Here is a 15,118-nt window from a genome sequence, read left to right as displayed (position 1 = left end):
CGATATATTAAATCCGCGCAACAATTAACAATTGCGTGATTGACGCCCCTCATTTTGTGATATATTCTAGATGAAAGTTTAGTTTAATACTACCACAATCAATGTTTGAATTCAAACGGTGAGGCTTATGTTTAAATATTCAAAATTCTTATTTACAATTGGTTTGGCTCTTCTTCTGTCATTCCTTATAGTCGTGTCTAATCAGACCTTTGCAAACACCTTGTCACCTTCCAGAAGTGGTGACGTCAAAAAGGTCACACTTATTCTAAACCAAAAACAAATGGCTTATCCTGAAGAACCCTACCTATTAAAAGGCCAAATCATGGTCCCGGCCAAGTGGTTCATGGAGAGCATCAGTGCCCAAGTTTACACCTATGAGGCACATAACCAATTGGTTGCTTATAAAGACAATGTGTTTGTAAAGTTCACAGCTGGGAAGGATACATATACCCTTAATGGTTACCCTTCTGCGATGCCAATTCATGCGCTTACGCACAAGTCTCAAATTTATGTGCCTTTAAGTGTTGTTGCAAACGCCTTTGAACTCAATTATTCCTATGAAGAATCAACGAAAACAGTTTATCTCAATTACAGGGAAGAAGTCCATCAATACCGCCAAATAGGGTACTATCATTATAAACGTGTAAAGCTCTTGGACTGGGGCGTTAGTTTTTATGTTCCAGAATACTGGGAAACGATGTCGGATGCCTATGGGGCATATGGCTTTATTGCCGATTATGAACACTACAGAATTGACAGTAGAATCCTACCACTTGATGATACGTTTACCCGAGTTTCACTTTTAAAAAGTCTTCAGGAAAATTTGCTTTATGCCCATGATAAAGCCATTGAAATTACTGGAACAAAACTGATTCAAGTTGGCGACAGCTATGCTTCGGCCCTTTACTACACGCTGGACAATCCCGACCCTAAACGCCGGACGCATCACATATTATATGTAATTTTCGAAAACAAAACCGGCTATCTGTTTACAGCTACTTATACAGATTTAAATGACAACCCTTTGAGCAGGGAAATATTTGATACAATTGTTTCAACTTTTGAAATCAACAAATTATCCATTAACAATTTGTCTGAACATTATGTAGAATTCAACACTTTTTTCAATGCTGACATTCATTTGGACACATTACTGTACTCAAATATGGTGGTAGAAAACCAACTGCACTTTAAGGGGAAGGTTGGTCTAAATGACGCACTTCTTGGATTCTATGTCGAAATTTCCAAAGACAACGATGCGGTTATGATGTATGTACCCGTTCGAAACAATTCATTTGACAAATTCATTTATACCCCTTTTGGACTGGGAAAACACAATATTAAAATCTATGCCCATATGAATGATACCCCCACCGATGACGGAACTGTTCAGATCAATCCAACCATTACATCATTGGGAGACTATATTAAATTAACACTTGCTGAAGATAGCAAGATCAACAGAGACAAACCAATTCTAAACATGAGTGTCGTCAATCTTTCAAGCGACCCGATTAAGGATTTGTTGCCTTCGCAATTTGTTGATTTTGACAATCCGGATATTTTTACCACCAGCAGTCGGATTACTTATAACTTAACCAGTTCCTATGCTAAGGCACTTGGAATCTATGAATGGCTGTATTTGAATTATACTTTAGACACCACTTCATTTGATGGTGATTTAAAATCAATTGGAGATTTGGTACAGTTAAAATCGGCCAATGTCCTTGAGTTGCCACTCCTTTACGTTGGACTTTTGCGTGCAATTGATATTCCAGCCAGAGTGGTCCAAGGGACTTCAGGTGATTTCACTCATTTTTGGACTGAAGCCTATATCAATGGCAAGTGGCTTGTTGCAGATATTTCTGGAGACTTAAAAATCAAGATAGATGGTGGTCCAAGCAATGGTTTTAATGCATCAAAACTCTCATTTTATGAAAAATTTACTCAAATCGAAACCTTACCATTTTAAAAAAATCCCAAGGGTGCTTCAAAATGCAACCTTGGGATTCTCATTTTATTTAATATTTAAAATTGCCCTTGCTTCATCTGGCGTTGCAACTTCACGACCCATTTCAGCCGCCAATCTTACAATCCGCTCTACAAGTTCTGCATTAGATTTGGCCAGTCTGCCTTTACTATAATAAACGTTGTCTTCAAAACCAACCCTTACATGACCACCGAGTACAATTGCCATAACGGCAAGTGGCAATTCGCTTCTGCCAATTCCAGCAACCGTCCATGTCGATCCTTCAGGGAGCTGAGATACCATAAACATTAAGTCTTCTGGTGTTCCTGGGCAAGCACCCGGTACACCCAGCACCAAATCAAAATGCATTGGTGTTTTTACAAGACCTTTTTTTGCCAATTTCTTTGCATTTTCAATCATACCACGTTCAAAAACCTCAATTTCAGGTTTAACACCCAGCTCCTGCATTCTTATGGCAAATTTTTCTATATAAGCTTCCGAATTCATGAAAACATCTGGGCCAAAATTACAGGTCCCCGCACTAAGTGTTGCCATTTCTGGTGACAACTCCACCGGCTGAAGACGTTCTTCAGGCGAATGCCAGACAGCACCTCCAGTAGAAGGCTGAAATATAATATTGCATTTCTCTGAAATGGCATCTTTTATGGCGCGATATGCTTCCTTATCTTGAGTTGGTTCACCCTTTTCGTCCCGAGCGTGTACATGTACAATTGATGCACCTGCTTTATAACATTCATAAGCTTCAGTCGCAATTTCATCAGCCGTGAGTGGCAAATTAGGCTGTTGTTCACGCGTAACTTCAGCGCCTGTCAAGGCAGCTGTTATAATTAACTTTTCCATAACACCCTCCTATTTGTTGCGCTGTTTGTCTTTTGGGACAACACAAGTGCCAACCGCTCGGCATACAACTATCGGCGTTTCCAAAACATCACAAGCAGATTCATTGAGATCAGGTCTGGGAACAATCACTTTTCGTGCTTCAAAAGTCATTTTTCTGGAGCTGTTTCCCAACTTGGTGATTTCACCAACAGCTTCAATATAGTCCCCTGCGTAAACCGGCGCTAAAAATTCAACACTTTCATAACCGGCAAACAAGCCCTCATCGCCATCTTGACGAATCAACAACTCAGTTGCAACGTCCCCAAAAAGGTTGAGCATCCGTGCACCGTCCACTAAATTGCCACCATAATGGGCATCATGCATGCTCATTCGGACTCTAATCATTGCTTTTTCTGACATAAGTATCCCTCCGTAAAAATAGTTTTCCCTCTTGCACCTCCTATTTTACAACAATCGGTCAGGAAATCATAGTGCTTGTTTTGATGCTGCTTCAACAAAGGCATTGAATAAAGGATGTGGTCGCGTTGGCCTCGATTTGAATTCTGGATGAAACTGTGCCGCTACAAACCACGGATGTTCCGGCAATTCAACTATCTCAACCAATCGTTCATCCGGTGACAAACCGCTGAACACAAGTCCCGCCGTTTCAAAATCACACCTATAAGCATTATTGAACTCATAACGGTGCCTATGGCGTTCATAAATTAAAGGGGCATCATATGCCGCATAAGCCTTGGTATCTGCTTTCACCTTACATGGATAAAGGCCCAACCGCATGGTTCCACCCATGTTTTCAAGGTCTTTTTGATCTGGCATTAAATCAATAACAGGTTCTGGCGTCAACCCGTCAAGTTCAGAACTGTGTGCGGCTTCAATGCCCATAACATTTCGTGCAAATTCCACAATTGCCATTTGCATTCCCAGACAAATTCCAAAATAAGGGACCTTATGTGTCCGTGCAAATTCAATTGCTGCCAATTTTCCTTCTATCCCACGATTTCCAAACCCACCAGGTACTATAATCCCATGCATTTTGTCTAATACGTCAGTCACATTTTCCCGATTCAAATCTTCAGAATGAATCCAATGAATTTCCACTTGGACTTGATTGGCAATTCCAGCATGCTTCAAGGCTTCTGCAACAGACAGATAAGCATCTCGTAATTCCACATATTTCCCAACAAGTCCAATGGACACCTTCTTTTTTAAATGCTGTTCGATCGTTACGATTTTTTCCCACGCAGACAAATCCGGTGCCTTACAGGACAACTTAAAAAAGTCGCAAACAATCTTTGATAAACCTTCTTTTTCAAGTGCAAGTGGTACAGAATAAAGTGTATCAGAATCCACGTTTTGAATCACGCGATTTTCTGGAACACTACAAAACATAGCAATTTTGCCTTTCAGCTCAGCAGTTACTGGTTTTTCAGTCCGACATACAATTAAATCCGGTTGGATGCCAATCCCTCTAAGTTCCTTAACAGAATGTTGTGTCGGTTTTGTTTTGACTTCACCAGCTTTACCAAGATAGGGCAACAACGTTAAATGTATATACATGACATTCTCATGCCCAACATCATATTTCATTTGACGAATCGCTTCTAAAAACGGTAAAGACTCAATATCGCCAACCGTTCCGCCTATTTCTGTTATCACAATGTCTGCACCCGATTCTCTTGCAGATACTTTGAGACGTTCTTTAATTTCATTGGTGATATGCGGAATCACTTGCACCGTTGCGCCAAGATAATCCCCGCGCCGTTCCTTCGATAAAACACTGAAGTAAATTTTTCCAGTTGTAACATTGCTGTATTTTGATAAATTAATGTCAATAAACCGCTCGTAATGGCCCAAATCTAAATCGGTTTCTGCCCCATCATCCGTCACAAAAACTTCCCCATGTTGGTAGGGACTCATCGTCCCAGGGTCCACATTGATATAAGGGTCAAATTTTTGAATGGTCACACTTAATCCACGTGCTTTCAACAATTGACCAAGTGATGCTGCTGTTATACCTTTTCCAAGTGATGACACCACGCCACCTGTTACAAATATGTACTTTGTCGCCATACCCTACTCCTTTCAAAACCAAGGCAATAAAAAAATAGTATACCCATATTAATAAGCCCAGTCAATACGCAAAAATCCGCATAAAGTAGTTTCTTTCACTCTCTTTTATGATAAAATAAAGGGTAACAATAATAAAGAAAAAAAGAGGTTGATTTATGCCCATTTTTAAATACGATAAACTGTCCATAAACTATACCCAAACAGGTGGGGGGACCCCTCTCCTGTTTTTACACGGGTGGGGTGCAAACTGTGAAAGTTTTAATTGCCTTACGACACATCTTAAAAACAATTATGAAATCATCGCACTAGATTTCCCTGGATTTGGCGCGTCAGATAAGCCTGATCGCCCGTGGTCACTAGATGACTACGTCAATATGACAGAAGCCTTTATAAAAGAACTTAAGTTAACTGAGTTCATCCCCATTGGGCATTCTTTCGGCGGAAGGGTTGCCCTACGCTTGTCGCAGCGTTTCAATTATAAAAAATTGGTTTTAATAGACAGTGCTGGTATAAAGCCTAAACGTAAATCTGACTACTATTTAAAGGTCTATGGCTACAAACTCTTTAAAAACATTGCACGAATTCCGGTACTTTCATGGATTTTAAAAGAACCACTTGAAGCTTACAGGCAAAAGTATTCAAGTTCTGATTACAAAAATGCAGATGTGGTTATGAAGCAAACCTTGTCTAAAGTCGTCAACGAAGATTTAACCTACCTTTTGCCAAAAATTACAGCTTCTACACTGCTCATTTGGGGATCTGAAGATGATAGCACACCACTTGAAGATGGTAAAACTATGGAAAAATTAATTCCAGATGCTGGACTTGTTGTCTTTGATGGTGCTGGTCATTTTTCTTATTTGGAAGAACCCGAACGGACGCTTATCGTATTGAATTCTTTTCTTGGAGGCTAATGCATGTTTTTAGACATACTTATAATCAGTGTTGTAACGATTGCTGCCTGGTATAAGACACATACCCACATTCACCATTTACAGCAAATCAGTTATAAAAATAAAAATTATATCAAGTGGCGATTTGGAAATTACACCAAGATTATAAGACCACACGAAGTGCTTTTCATAGGCGGCGTTTTTCTAACACAACTTACAGACACCTTATGGAGTCGACTTATAGGGCTGTTACTCATCCTGATTGACGTCTATTTTTTTCATCTTATACGAACGGCATATGCTGCGAAGAAGAAACTAAAATACACACCTAGGGTTAAACGCTTGCTTGTTACAAATGCCATTCAACTTATTGGTCTTATGACCCTTACTTTTTTCATGGTAACTTGGGCAAGCGTTATTTTGATTTTAGCCTTATATTTATTTGGATTTATAACCGTCATCGCATCGAATCTTATCAACAAACCTATGGAACTTACCATCAACAATTGGTACTACAATGATGCGCATAAAACTTTGGCTAAAGTTCCAAACTTAACCATAATTGGAATTACAGGAAGTTATGGGAAAACAAGTACAAAAAACGTTTTAAATGCAATGCTCTCTAAAGATTTTAATGTCTTAATGACCCCTGAAAGTTTTAACACCAAGATGGGCTTAACACGTGCCATACGGGAACATATGAAGCCTACCCACGAAATCTTCATTGCAGAAATGGGGGCAGATCACGTGGGTGATATAAAAGAACTCATGGAATTTGTTCAACCTTCACTGGGCATTATTACATCCATCGGCCCACAACACTTGGATACTTTTAAAACTTTTGAAAACATCGTCAATGAAAAAGGGAACATGTTTAGATTGTTAAAAACAGGGGGAACAGCTTTTGTAAATGTAACGGATTCCAATATCGTTGGACTGCCAAGAAGAAGCGACTTAAATTATGTCTCATTTTCTGCTCAACCAGACGGAAATATAGAGACACCTGATTTCAATATAGAATCTATCTCTGTAAACTCTAAAGGCTCAAGTTTCACCTTAGTGCACAAGCCAAGTGGCAAAAAAGTGAGATTAACAACCCAACTTTTAGGCCGGCATAATCTTGCAAATATTGTTGCAGGTGCTGCTGTCGCCATAAACCTAGGGATTCCAATGGATCGACTCCCTTATTTGACAATGGACCTTAAACCAGTAGACCATCGTTTGTCCATTAGACGGGTTAATGACCACTACACCGTTTTAGATGACGCTTTTAATTCCAATCCTGTGGGCTCAAGAATGGCCTTAGAAGTACTTGACCAATTTGAAGGCAATCAAAAAATCATCATAACACCAGGGATGATTGGACTTGGTGACCGTCACTATGAATTGAATAAAGCTTTTGGCGTAAACATTTCTAAAACTTGTGACTTTACAATTTTAGTCGGCAAGCACCAAACACGTCCCATCCAAGATGGACTTGAAGAAGGCGGATATAATCCAGCCAAACTTTATGTGGCAAAAAGCACACAAGATGCTTTTTCAAAACTATCAGAAATCGTGAAACAAGATGATGTTGTTCTGCTTGAAAATGACTTGCCAGATACATTTAATGAATAAAGGGGTTATGGAATGATTAATATCGGTGTTTTTTTTGGAGGACCCAGCGTAGAGCACGAGGTTTCCGTCATCACTGCACAACAAGCCATATCGCAATTGCTTAAAATGCCAGGCTATCAGGTTGTCCCAATCTACATTTCAAAAGACAATCAGTGGTACACTGGCGATTACCTATTAGAAGTTGAACATTTTAAAGATTTAAACAAAGTTATTACAGAATCTCAGAAAGTAAATATGGTAAAATCAAATAAGTGTGCCATGCTCATTAAAGACCCAATACCCAAGCTAAAAAGCGCCTATGTTACAAGTGTAGATATCGCTTTTCCAATTATTCATGGAACAGGTGGTGAAGACGGTACTTTACAGGGATTTTTGGAACATATGGACATCCCATATATAGGATGCAATGTTTTGTCTGCTTCAATGACCATGGATAAGATTGCGTCCAAACTTTTTCTGAAAAATTCTGGTGTCCGGGTCGTTGAAGGTGACTGGTTCTACACGCACGACTGGATCATGTATCAAAGTGCTATAATTGACGCTTTAGAAGAGAAACTCAATTACCCTATGATTGTAAAGCCCGCTGACATTGGATCCAGTGTCGGTGTGACACCTGCAAAAAATAGAAATGAACTTATTAATGCAATCGACCTTGCTCGGTTTTTTACCAACCGTATCCTCGTTGAACGTATGCTTGTAGGCATGCGTGAAATTAACATCTCCGTTGTAGGAGATAGCGAAAAACTTGAGTTATCTGTTTGTGAAGAACCTCTTTCAGCTTCCGATTTTTTAACCTATGAAGAAAAATATGTGAATTCCAACCAAACCAAAGGCATGTCTGCAGCAAAAAGAAAATTACCTGCTGACTTAACAAATTCCCTCAAGAAAGAAATTGAAAAAATGGCCGCTGAAGCATTTGTTGCTTTAGACTGTGCCGGCGTTTCAAGAATTGACTTTATGATTGATTCACAAAGTGGATTGCCTTACATTAACGAGTTTAACACAATTCCCGGATCACTCTCTTTTTACCTCTGGGAGGCAACCGGAAAATCCTTTAAAGAACTCTTAGAAGCTATGATTTCAGCTGCTCACAGAACATATAGACGGAAGAAATCACTCACGCGTTCAAATACCATTAACATATTATCCACTGCCGATTTAAAAGGCATAAAAAAATAAACGTTAGGAGGCGAACCAATGGATAAAATTCTAATTGTTGAAGATGATTTACAAATTCAAACCCTGCTCAAAGATTACATCAATGCCTCCGGTTACATAGCAATCACTGCCAGTGATGGTGAAGAAGCATTGATGAAATTTGAGAGCGAAACACCAAGCCTAGCACTACTCGACATCATTGTCCCTAAAATTGATGGCTTTGAACTTTGCCGTAAAATTCGAAACGAATCCAGCATACCCATTATTATGCTCAGCTCAAAAAAAGAAGATACAGATAAGATTTTAGCCTTGGGGCTAGGCGCAGATGATTATGTGGAAAAACCATTTAGTCCACGCGTGTTAATTGCCAAAATTCAATCGCATTTAAGAAGGGCCAATGAACTTTCGGGTAAAGGCTCTGTTGAAGTGCTCCAGTGTGGCGATTTGGAACTGGACATCAAAGCCCGAACTGTTAAAATTAAAGATCGATTTATCCCTTTTTCAGTTAAGGAGTTTGAAATTTTGCATTACTTAATGCTCAATAAAAATCAAGCGCTCTCTAGAGAAAAAATATTTGATGAAATATGGGGCTACAATGAATATGGTGATATTAACACGGTCACTGTACACGTTCGAAAAATCAGAGAAAAAATTGAACCCGATCCTTCCAATCCTACATTTATTGAAACCGTATGGGGAATCGGATATAAATTTAAGGGGTAATCATGTCAGACCATCGCTTACGACTCAACTTAAGAAGTGTCCTTGCACTTTTGATGATGGGCATTCTTTTAATGACCACTGCATTTTTATTTTTTATGATTTTTAACTACAAACTAGACGCCATTCAGACACAACGGATTCTTGAAAGTCCATTTTTGATGCTGGCTCTTTTTGTAACCATTTTAATTATTTACTTTATGGCCATTATCTTGTTGGTGACCAAATACATTTTCAATCCCATATCACAGATGAAAAAAGCAGCAGAACATATTCGATCAGGAAATCTCAATTACCCCATTGAATATAAAGGGGCAAATGAAATTGGCGAATTTTGTCAAGAATTTGATAAAATGCGTGTGCGCTTAAAAGACACAATTCTTGAGCAGCACGAGATTGAAAAGAGACGCAAACGCTTAATTGCCAGCATAACCCACGACTTAAGAACACCTCTTACGTCCATACAAGGTTATGTGGAGGCCATTCAAGATGGCATTGTAAAAGATCAAACAACTTTTGACCAATATATTGAAACCATACTCACCAAAACCAATCAGTTAAATCATTTAATTGATGACCTGTCCGTCTATACAAAGCAGGAACTTGGTGAGTTTACCCTTAATCTTGAGCGCATCAATTCAGGTGTCTTACTCAACGCTTATTTCAATCATAAATTCATGGAGTTCAAGTACAGCCCTTTGAATTTAGTTTTAAACAAACCTTTTATATCTACTTTTATATTGGTTGATCCCTACCGTTTCAATCAAATACTAGACAATATAATTGGAAACGCTACCAAATATGCTAAAAGTAAGATTGAAATCTGGACAAAAGTTGTGGATTATCATCTACAAATACAGATTAAAGATGACGGAGATGGCATTCCACAAGATGTGCTAGATCATATTTTCGATCCGTTTTTCATGGTGAACAAAGTAAAAGATCAAAAAGAAAAAGGTGGTTCTGGTTTGGGACTTGCCATTGTAAAGCAATTGACGGAAGGACATAGTGGCAAAATCGAAGTCACCAGCGAAGAAGGGAAAGGAACCTGCTTTACCATTGACATCCCTTTAGACCGCTAATGGAAGGAGATCTATATGAAATGCCCAAATTGCAGTTTTAACAACCCTGATTCTGCAGAAATCTGCAAAGTTTGCGGATATGAACTCCAGTCAACAACACAAACAGACGCTCAACTCAGGTCTCTTTTTGATGGCGATTCTACTGCTTCAGAAGAAGAAGATTTATATGAAATGGATGCGCCTCAAGAACCGAAAAGGAAATTCCCAATATGGGTGCTTTTACTGCTGGCGCTTTTGGTGTTAATTGTATTCCTAGCTGGACGTCTCTTAGGACCAGATACACCTGATGATGCCACCGAACCAACTTCAAAAGTTCCAATCGTCGTTCCAACAGACCGAACAGCTCCAGATCAAGTTGATCAATTTTTTGCTTTACTGCCTTCTTTTGTAAACCAAGATAACATCGCCATACTCAATGTCTTTACAAACTCAGAGGCGTCTTTAACACCTCTTAAAAACTTTTCAAAATCCGGCTCATTGGATTCAATAGATGCCTACGAACTTTCACCCATTCATGAAGCCCATGATGTTTCAGCCTATAAGGTCCTGACTGAAATGACACGGACGAATTCTGAAGGTACTTATACAGAAACCTATGAATGGCAATTTGAAATCACACAAGCAGATGGAAAATGGCTTATATCAGAGTTTGAAGTTTCCAATTTCGAAGAACCTGATCAAGTGCCTTCTGAAACAGAACCCACTACGGCGCCAGAACCCACAAGCGAACCTGAAACGACAACATCAGAGACCGCCCCTACTACCGAAGCAGCCACTGAACCCGTTCGGCCGGAAGGATTTATTACAACAGGTAATTTTACTGGTGGCACACTTTCAGATGGCCAAGACATTTACGCTGTAAGATATGGCCATCACGACACATTTGATCGACTTGTCTTTGACCTTTATGCTTGGACTGGAGCCGAACCTACTGAAACCGTGTCAGAGATAGGCCGCTATGAAGCAACTGTTACAAGTGATGGCAAACTTTTGACAATTCTAATTAGTGGTGCCCGTGGGGCATTTGCCAGTCGGTCAACTGTTGCGTTTCCAAATGTTGAAGCCATTGAATATTTTTATCCAAATGACGATTCAGCCGTGGGTATAAGAATTTTGCTAACAGATTCTGGGGCTTTTAAAGTATTTGAACTCAAAGCGCCAGGAAGACTCATTGTTGATTACTATATAGAAAACTAAGCGCACGTAAAAAGCCCGCATTTCATTCTTTTACTGAATGATGCGGGCCTTAATTATGTGACAATTTTATAAATTACAAATACAATTAAGAGTGGTATGCCTAGAAGTGTCACCAATCCAAAAGCAACTCCAATTGCACCAAAGACAAGGCCAATAATGCCACCAACCAAGCCTACAACCAATCCGACAATACCACCAATCAAACCGCCAAGGCCACCCAATATGCCCCCAATGATTTTAAACGGAACTGCCAAGATACTTCCAATAGGAATAAAGAAAGCAACTGCACCTGCAATCAATAAAAATGGAATCATTTTTTCAAAAGAATACCCTCTATTGTGCAAGAATAGTGCCACTAGCCCCATTACAGCGATAGCAAATATCATAATTACCTCCAACTCATCTGTGTGATTTATGACTCTATCATACCTTTATAACGTGTAAAACGCGTTAGTCACAGATTAGAATTTGGTAAGAATACATTTGATTTTCTAGTCTGTTACTTTTTTTGAGGCATTAATCTTTTTAATTTCTTCAGTTACAAGCGGTAATATCTTGTGAACATCACCTACCACACCAAGGTCAGCGACTTCAAATATTTTTGATCCTTTATCTTTGTTAATGGCAATAATGAGTTCTGCTTCTTCCATACCCGCAACGTGTTGAATTGCGCCAGATATACCACATGCAAAATAAAGATCGGGTCTTACAGTTTTGCCTGTTTGTCCAACTTGATGCGACGGATCCAACCAGCCACTATCAACAGCGGCTCTTGATGCCGAAACCATACCACCAATTGTATCAGATAAGTCGTAGAGTACTTCAAAATTCTCTTTTGAGCCAATGCCACGCCCACCTGACACTAAAATTTTTGCATCTTGAATATCCTGTTTTGCTTCCATAACTTGCTCAAACTTAAGGACTTCTACACACATTGGATTCTTTTCAAGCGATACAGGCATTTGAACCACATCCCCTGTTCGTGATGGGTCACGTTCCATTTTTGTCATAACACCTGGACGCACTGTGGACATTTGTGGTCTATGGTCTGGACAGACTATTGTCGCCATAATATTACCACCAAAAGCTGGTCGCGTCATCATAAGGAGTCTGTCTTCTGATATGTCAAGTGATGTACAATCTGCCGTTAAGCCCGTTCCCAGTCGCGCTGACACGCGTGGTGCCAAGTCTCTTCCAATAGAAGTTGCTCCAAACAAGACAACTTCAGGTTTTTCTCTTTCAATTATCTCGGTCATCACTTGTGTATAGGGTTCTGTTGTGTAGGTTTCTAAATCTTCATGGTCCATTATAACCACTTTATCGGCACCATATGCCACCAATAAGTTACTGGAATTATTAATTTTATACCCTGGAATTGCCGCGATTAAAGAAACACCAAGTTCATCTGCAATCTTTCGGCCTTTTCCAAGTAGTTCCAATGATACATTTTGTATTTCGCCACGTCTTTGTTCAACAAAGACTAAAACACCTTTATAATTTGAAATGTCCATGAGACCCTCCTAAACAATAAATTTCTCTTTTAATTTGTCTACAATAGCGACTGCCAGTTCTTTAGGGGTGCCTTCCACAATTTTTCCCGCTTGTTTAGCACCTTTTGTAAATGACTTTTTCACTTTTGTTGGAGAACCCTTTAGACCCATTTTAGAAACATCAGCATTAATATGTTCAAAAGACCAAGTTTCTACTTCCAAAATGCGGTGGGCATCCAAAATTCCTTTTACAGACATATAGCGTGCTTCATTCATTTCGCTTAAAGTTGTAATCAGGCATGGATACTTAACCTTAATCATCTGATAGCCATCTTCAAAACTACGCTTAACGACAGCATGATCTCCCATATGTTCATAATCAGATACATATGAAATCTGTGGTAATTTTAGGTGTTCAGCAATCTGAGGCCCAACTTGAGCTGTATCTCCATCAATTGCTTGACGACCAGTAACAATCAAGTCATACTCTAATTCTTTTATAGCAGCTGCAAGCGCCGTTGAAGTTGCAAGTGTATCTGCCCCTGCAAAAACACGGTCTGTCAATAAAATCACACGATCAGCCCCCATAGCATATGCTTCTTTTAGCGCCATTTTTGCTTGAGGTGGTCCCATTGTGAGCACAGTTACATGGGCCCCAAATTCATCCTTCAATCTAAGGGCCGCTTCGAGTCCTGCCTTATCATCTGGATTGATAATACTCGGAACACCTTCACGAATCAACGTTCCTGTTTTAGGATCCAACTTAACCTCGTTGGTATCCGGTACTTGTTTTATGCAAACGATTATTTTCATGTCTTATCCTCCATTACTTCAATTCAGCAGCCGCAATGACCATACGTTGAACTTCACTAGTGCCTTCATAAATTTCTGTAATTTTCGCATCGCGCATCATCCGCTCTACAGGATAGTCTCTCGTATAGCCATAGCCACCATGCAGTTGAACTGCTTTCGTTGTTACTTCCATTGCAACCTCAGAAGCCATTAGTTTTGCCATTGCAGCCTCTTGAGAATAAGGTTTTTTATTTTCTTTTAAATAGGCAGCATGATAAACAAGCATTCTAGCCGCTTCAATTTGCGTTTTCATATTTGCGATTTCAAATTGTGTATTTTGGAACGCTGAAATCGGTCTTCCAAATTGCTTACGTTCTTTAACGTATTTGACCGTTTCATTAAGAGCGCCTTGAGCAATTCCCAAAGCCTGAGCTGCAATTCCAATACGTCCGCCATCTAGCGTCATCATGGCAATTTTAAACCCTTTACCAACGCCACCAAGCATGTTTTCTTCTGGGACTCTGCAATCTTCAAAAATAAGTTCACAAGTACTAGACCCTCTAATACCTAATTTCGCCTCTTTCTTTCCAATTTTAAAGCCTTCAAACCCTGATTCTACAATAAAGGCTGTTATCCCTTTGAGACCAAGACTTTTATCTGTCATAGCAAAAACCACATATACGTCAGCTACACCAGCATTGGTAATGAAAATTTTACTGCCGTTTAAGACATAAGCGTCTCCATCTTTAATTGCTGTCGTTTGTTGCCCCGCAGCATCTGTTCCTGCATTAGGCTCGGTCAACCCAAATGCACCAAGTTTCTCACCTTTTGCAAGTGGCACTAAATATTTTTGTTTTTGTTCTTCTGTTCCAAACTCATAGATTGGTGCTGCACATAGCGACGTATGTGCCGATACCACTACAGAAGTCGTTCCGCAAGCGACTCCCAATTCTTCAACCAAACTTATATACTGTTGAACTGTTCCACCTGCACCACCATAGGCTTCTGGAAATGGAATGCCCAGCATCCCAAATCTCGCCATTTTTTTAACAGTTTCATAAGGAAAAACTTCCGCTTCATCAATCTCCGCAGCAATTGGTTCCACTTCATTTTTCGTAAACTGTCTAAACAGATCTCGCATCATGAGATCTTCATCTGTCATAATAAAATTCATTTTCGCCCTCCGTTTGTTAATTATTTAACTTATAAGCACAAAAAAATAGCAATCCCTCTGTCAATATTTTAACACTCTTTTCTTCTATTGACTAT

14 protein-coding genes are annotated in these 15,118 nt (G+C 39.5%); 7 read left to right on the top strand and 7 right to left on the bottom strand.

All coding sequences use genetic code 11. The features are described from left to right. Positions 1-127 precede the first annotated feature (127 nt). Positions 128-1,972, top strand: coding sequence for a stalk domain-containing protein (locus JOC49_RS03995; RefSeq protein ID WP_204662619.1), 1,845 nt, complete (start codon positions 128-130; stop codon positions 1,970-1,972). 45 nt (positions 1,973-2,017) lie between these two features. Here the strand turns inward: JOC49_RS03995 and kce are convergent, their stop codons facing one another. From kce to JOC49_RS03980, 3 genes are all read right to left on the bottom strand, one after another. Continuing rightward, positions 2,018-2,830, bottom strand: a complete 813-nt coding sequence (kce, locus tag JOC49_RS03990) for a 3-keto-5-aminohexanoate cleavage enzyme (RefSeq protein WP_204662617.1) — start codon at positions 2,828-2,830, stop codon at positions 2,018-2,020. 9 nt (positions 2,831-2,839) lie between these two features. Next, positions 2,840-3,229: a 3-aminobutyryl-CoA ammonia lyase gene (kal, locus tag JOC49_RS03985; protein WP_204662615.1), complete on the bottom strand. Its 390-nt coding sequence runs from the start codon at positions 3,227-3,229 to the stop codon at positions 2,840-2,842. Positions 3,230-3,295: 66 nt separating this feature from the next. After that, a complete protein-coding gene (locus JOC49_RS03980; protein ID WP_204662613.1) occupies positions 3,296-4,900 on the bottom strand; it encodes a CTP synthase in 1,605 nt (534 codons plus the stop codon). Positions 4,901-5,055: 155 nt separating this feature from the next. Here JOC49_RS03980 and JOC49_RS03975 point away from each other — a divergent pair, with 155 nt between their 5' ends. From JOC49_RS03975 to JOC49_RS03950, 6 genes are read left to right on the top strand one after another with little or no spacing between them, the layout of a single operon-like run. Continuing rightward, positions 5,056-5,814 carry an alpha/beta fold hydrolase gene (locus JOC49_RS03975; RefSeq protein ID WP_204662610.1) on the top strand — a complete coding sequence of 253 codons (759 nt, stop codon included), beginning with the start codon at positions 5,056-5,058 and terminating at the stop codon, positions 5,812-5,814. A gap of 3 nt (positions 5,815-5,817) precedes the next feature. After that, positions 5,818-7,410, top strand: coding sequence for a Mur ligase family protein (locus JOC49_RS03970; RefSeq protein WP_204662607.1), 1,593 nt, complete (start codon positions 5,818-5,820; stop codon positions 7,408-7,410). A gap of 12 nt (positions 7,411-7,422) precedes the next feature. Next, complete coding sequence (locus JOC49_RS03965) at positions 7,423-8,589, top strand: D-alanine--D-alanine ligase family protein (protein ID WP_204662605.1); 1,167 nt, start codon at positions 7,423-7,425, stop codon at positions 8,587-8,589. An 18-nt stretch (positions 8,590-8,607) separates the two neighbouring features. Beyond that, complete coding sequence (locus JOC49_RS03960; protein ID WP_204662603.1) at positions 8,608-9,291, top strand: response regulator transcription factor; 684 nt, start codon at positions 8,608-8,610, stop codon at positions 9,289-9,291. Positions 9,292-9,293: 2 nt separating this feature from the next. Then, positions 9,294-10,370, top strand: a complete 1,077-nt coding sequence (locus JOC49_RS03955; RefSeq protein WP_204662601.1) for a sensor histidine kinase — start codon at positions 9,294-9,296, stop codon at positions 10,368-10,370. A gap of 15 nt (positions 10,371-10,385) precedes the next feature. Next, positions 10,386-11,567: a zinc ribbon domain-containing protein gene (locus JOC49_RS03950; RefSeq protein ID WP_204662599.1), complete on the top strand. Its 1,182-nt coding sequence runs from the start codon at positions 10,386-10,388 to the stop codon at positions 11,565-11,567. Between the two features lie 53 nt (positions 11,568-11,620). Here the strand turns inward: JOC49_RS03950 and JOC49_RS03945 are convergent, their stop codons facing one another. The 4 genes from JOC49_RS03945 to JOC49_RS03930 all read right to left on the bottom strand — a co-directional run bounded on the left by JOC49_RS03945 (position 11,621) and on the right by JOC49_RS03930 (position 15,023). Further along, on the bottom strand, positions 11,621-11,953 hold the full coding sequence (locus JOC49_RS03945; RefSeq protein ID WP_204662597.1) for a hypothetical protein: 333 nt from the start codon (positions 11,951-11,953) through the stop codon (positions 11,621-11,623). Between the two features lie 105 nt (positions 11,954-12,058). After that, complete coding sequence (locus JOC49_RS03940; RefSeq protein WP_204662595.1) at positions 12,059-13,078, bottom strand: electron transfer flavoprotein subunit alpha/FixB family protein; 1,020 nt, start codon at positions 13,076-13,078, stop codon at positions 12,059-12,061. A gap of 9 nt (positions 13,079-13,087) precedes the next feature. Then, positions 13,088-13,870 carry an electron transfer flavoprotein subunit beta/FixA family protein gene (locus JOC49_RS03935; RefSeq protein ID WP_204662592.1) on the bottom strand — a complete coding sequence of 261 codons (783 nt, stop codon included), beginning with the start codon at positions 13,868-13,870 and terminating at the stop codon, positions 13,088-13,090. Between the two features lie 13 nt (positions 13,871-13,883). Next, on the bottom strand, positions 13,884-15,023 hold the full coding sequence (locus JOC49_RS03930) for an acyl-CoA dehydrogenase (RefSeq protein WP_204662590.1): 1,140 nt from the start codon (positions 15,021-15,023) through the stop codon (positions 13,884-13,886). Positions 15,024-15,118 lie beyond the last annotated feature (95 nt).

The organism is Fusibacter tunisiensis, assembly GCF_016908355.1.
Taxonomy (GTDB): Bacteria; Bacillota; Clostridia; order Peptostreptococcales; family Acidaminobacteraceae; genus Fusibacter_D; species Fusibacter_D tunisiensis.
Note: the sequence above shows the minus strand (reverse complement) of the source record. Positions and strands in the feature narration are given on the sequence as shown.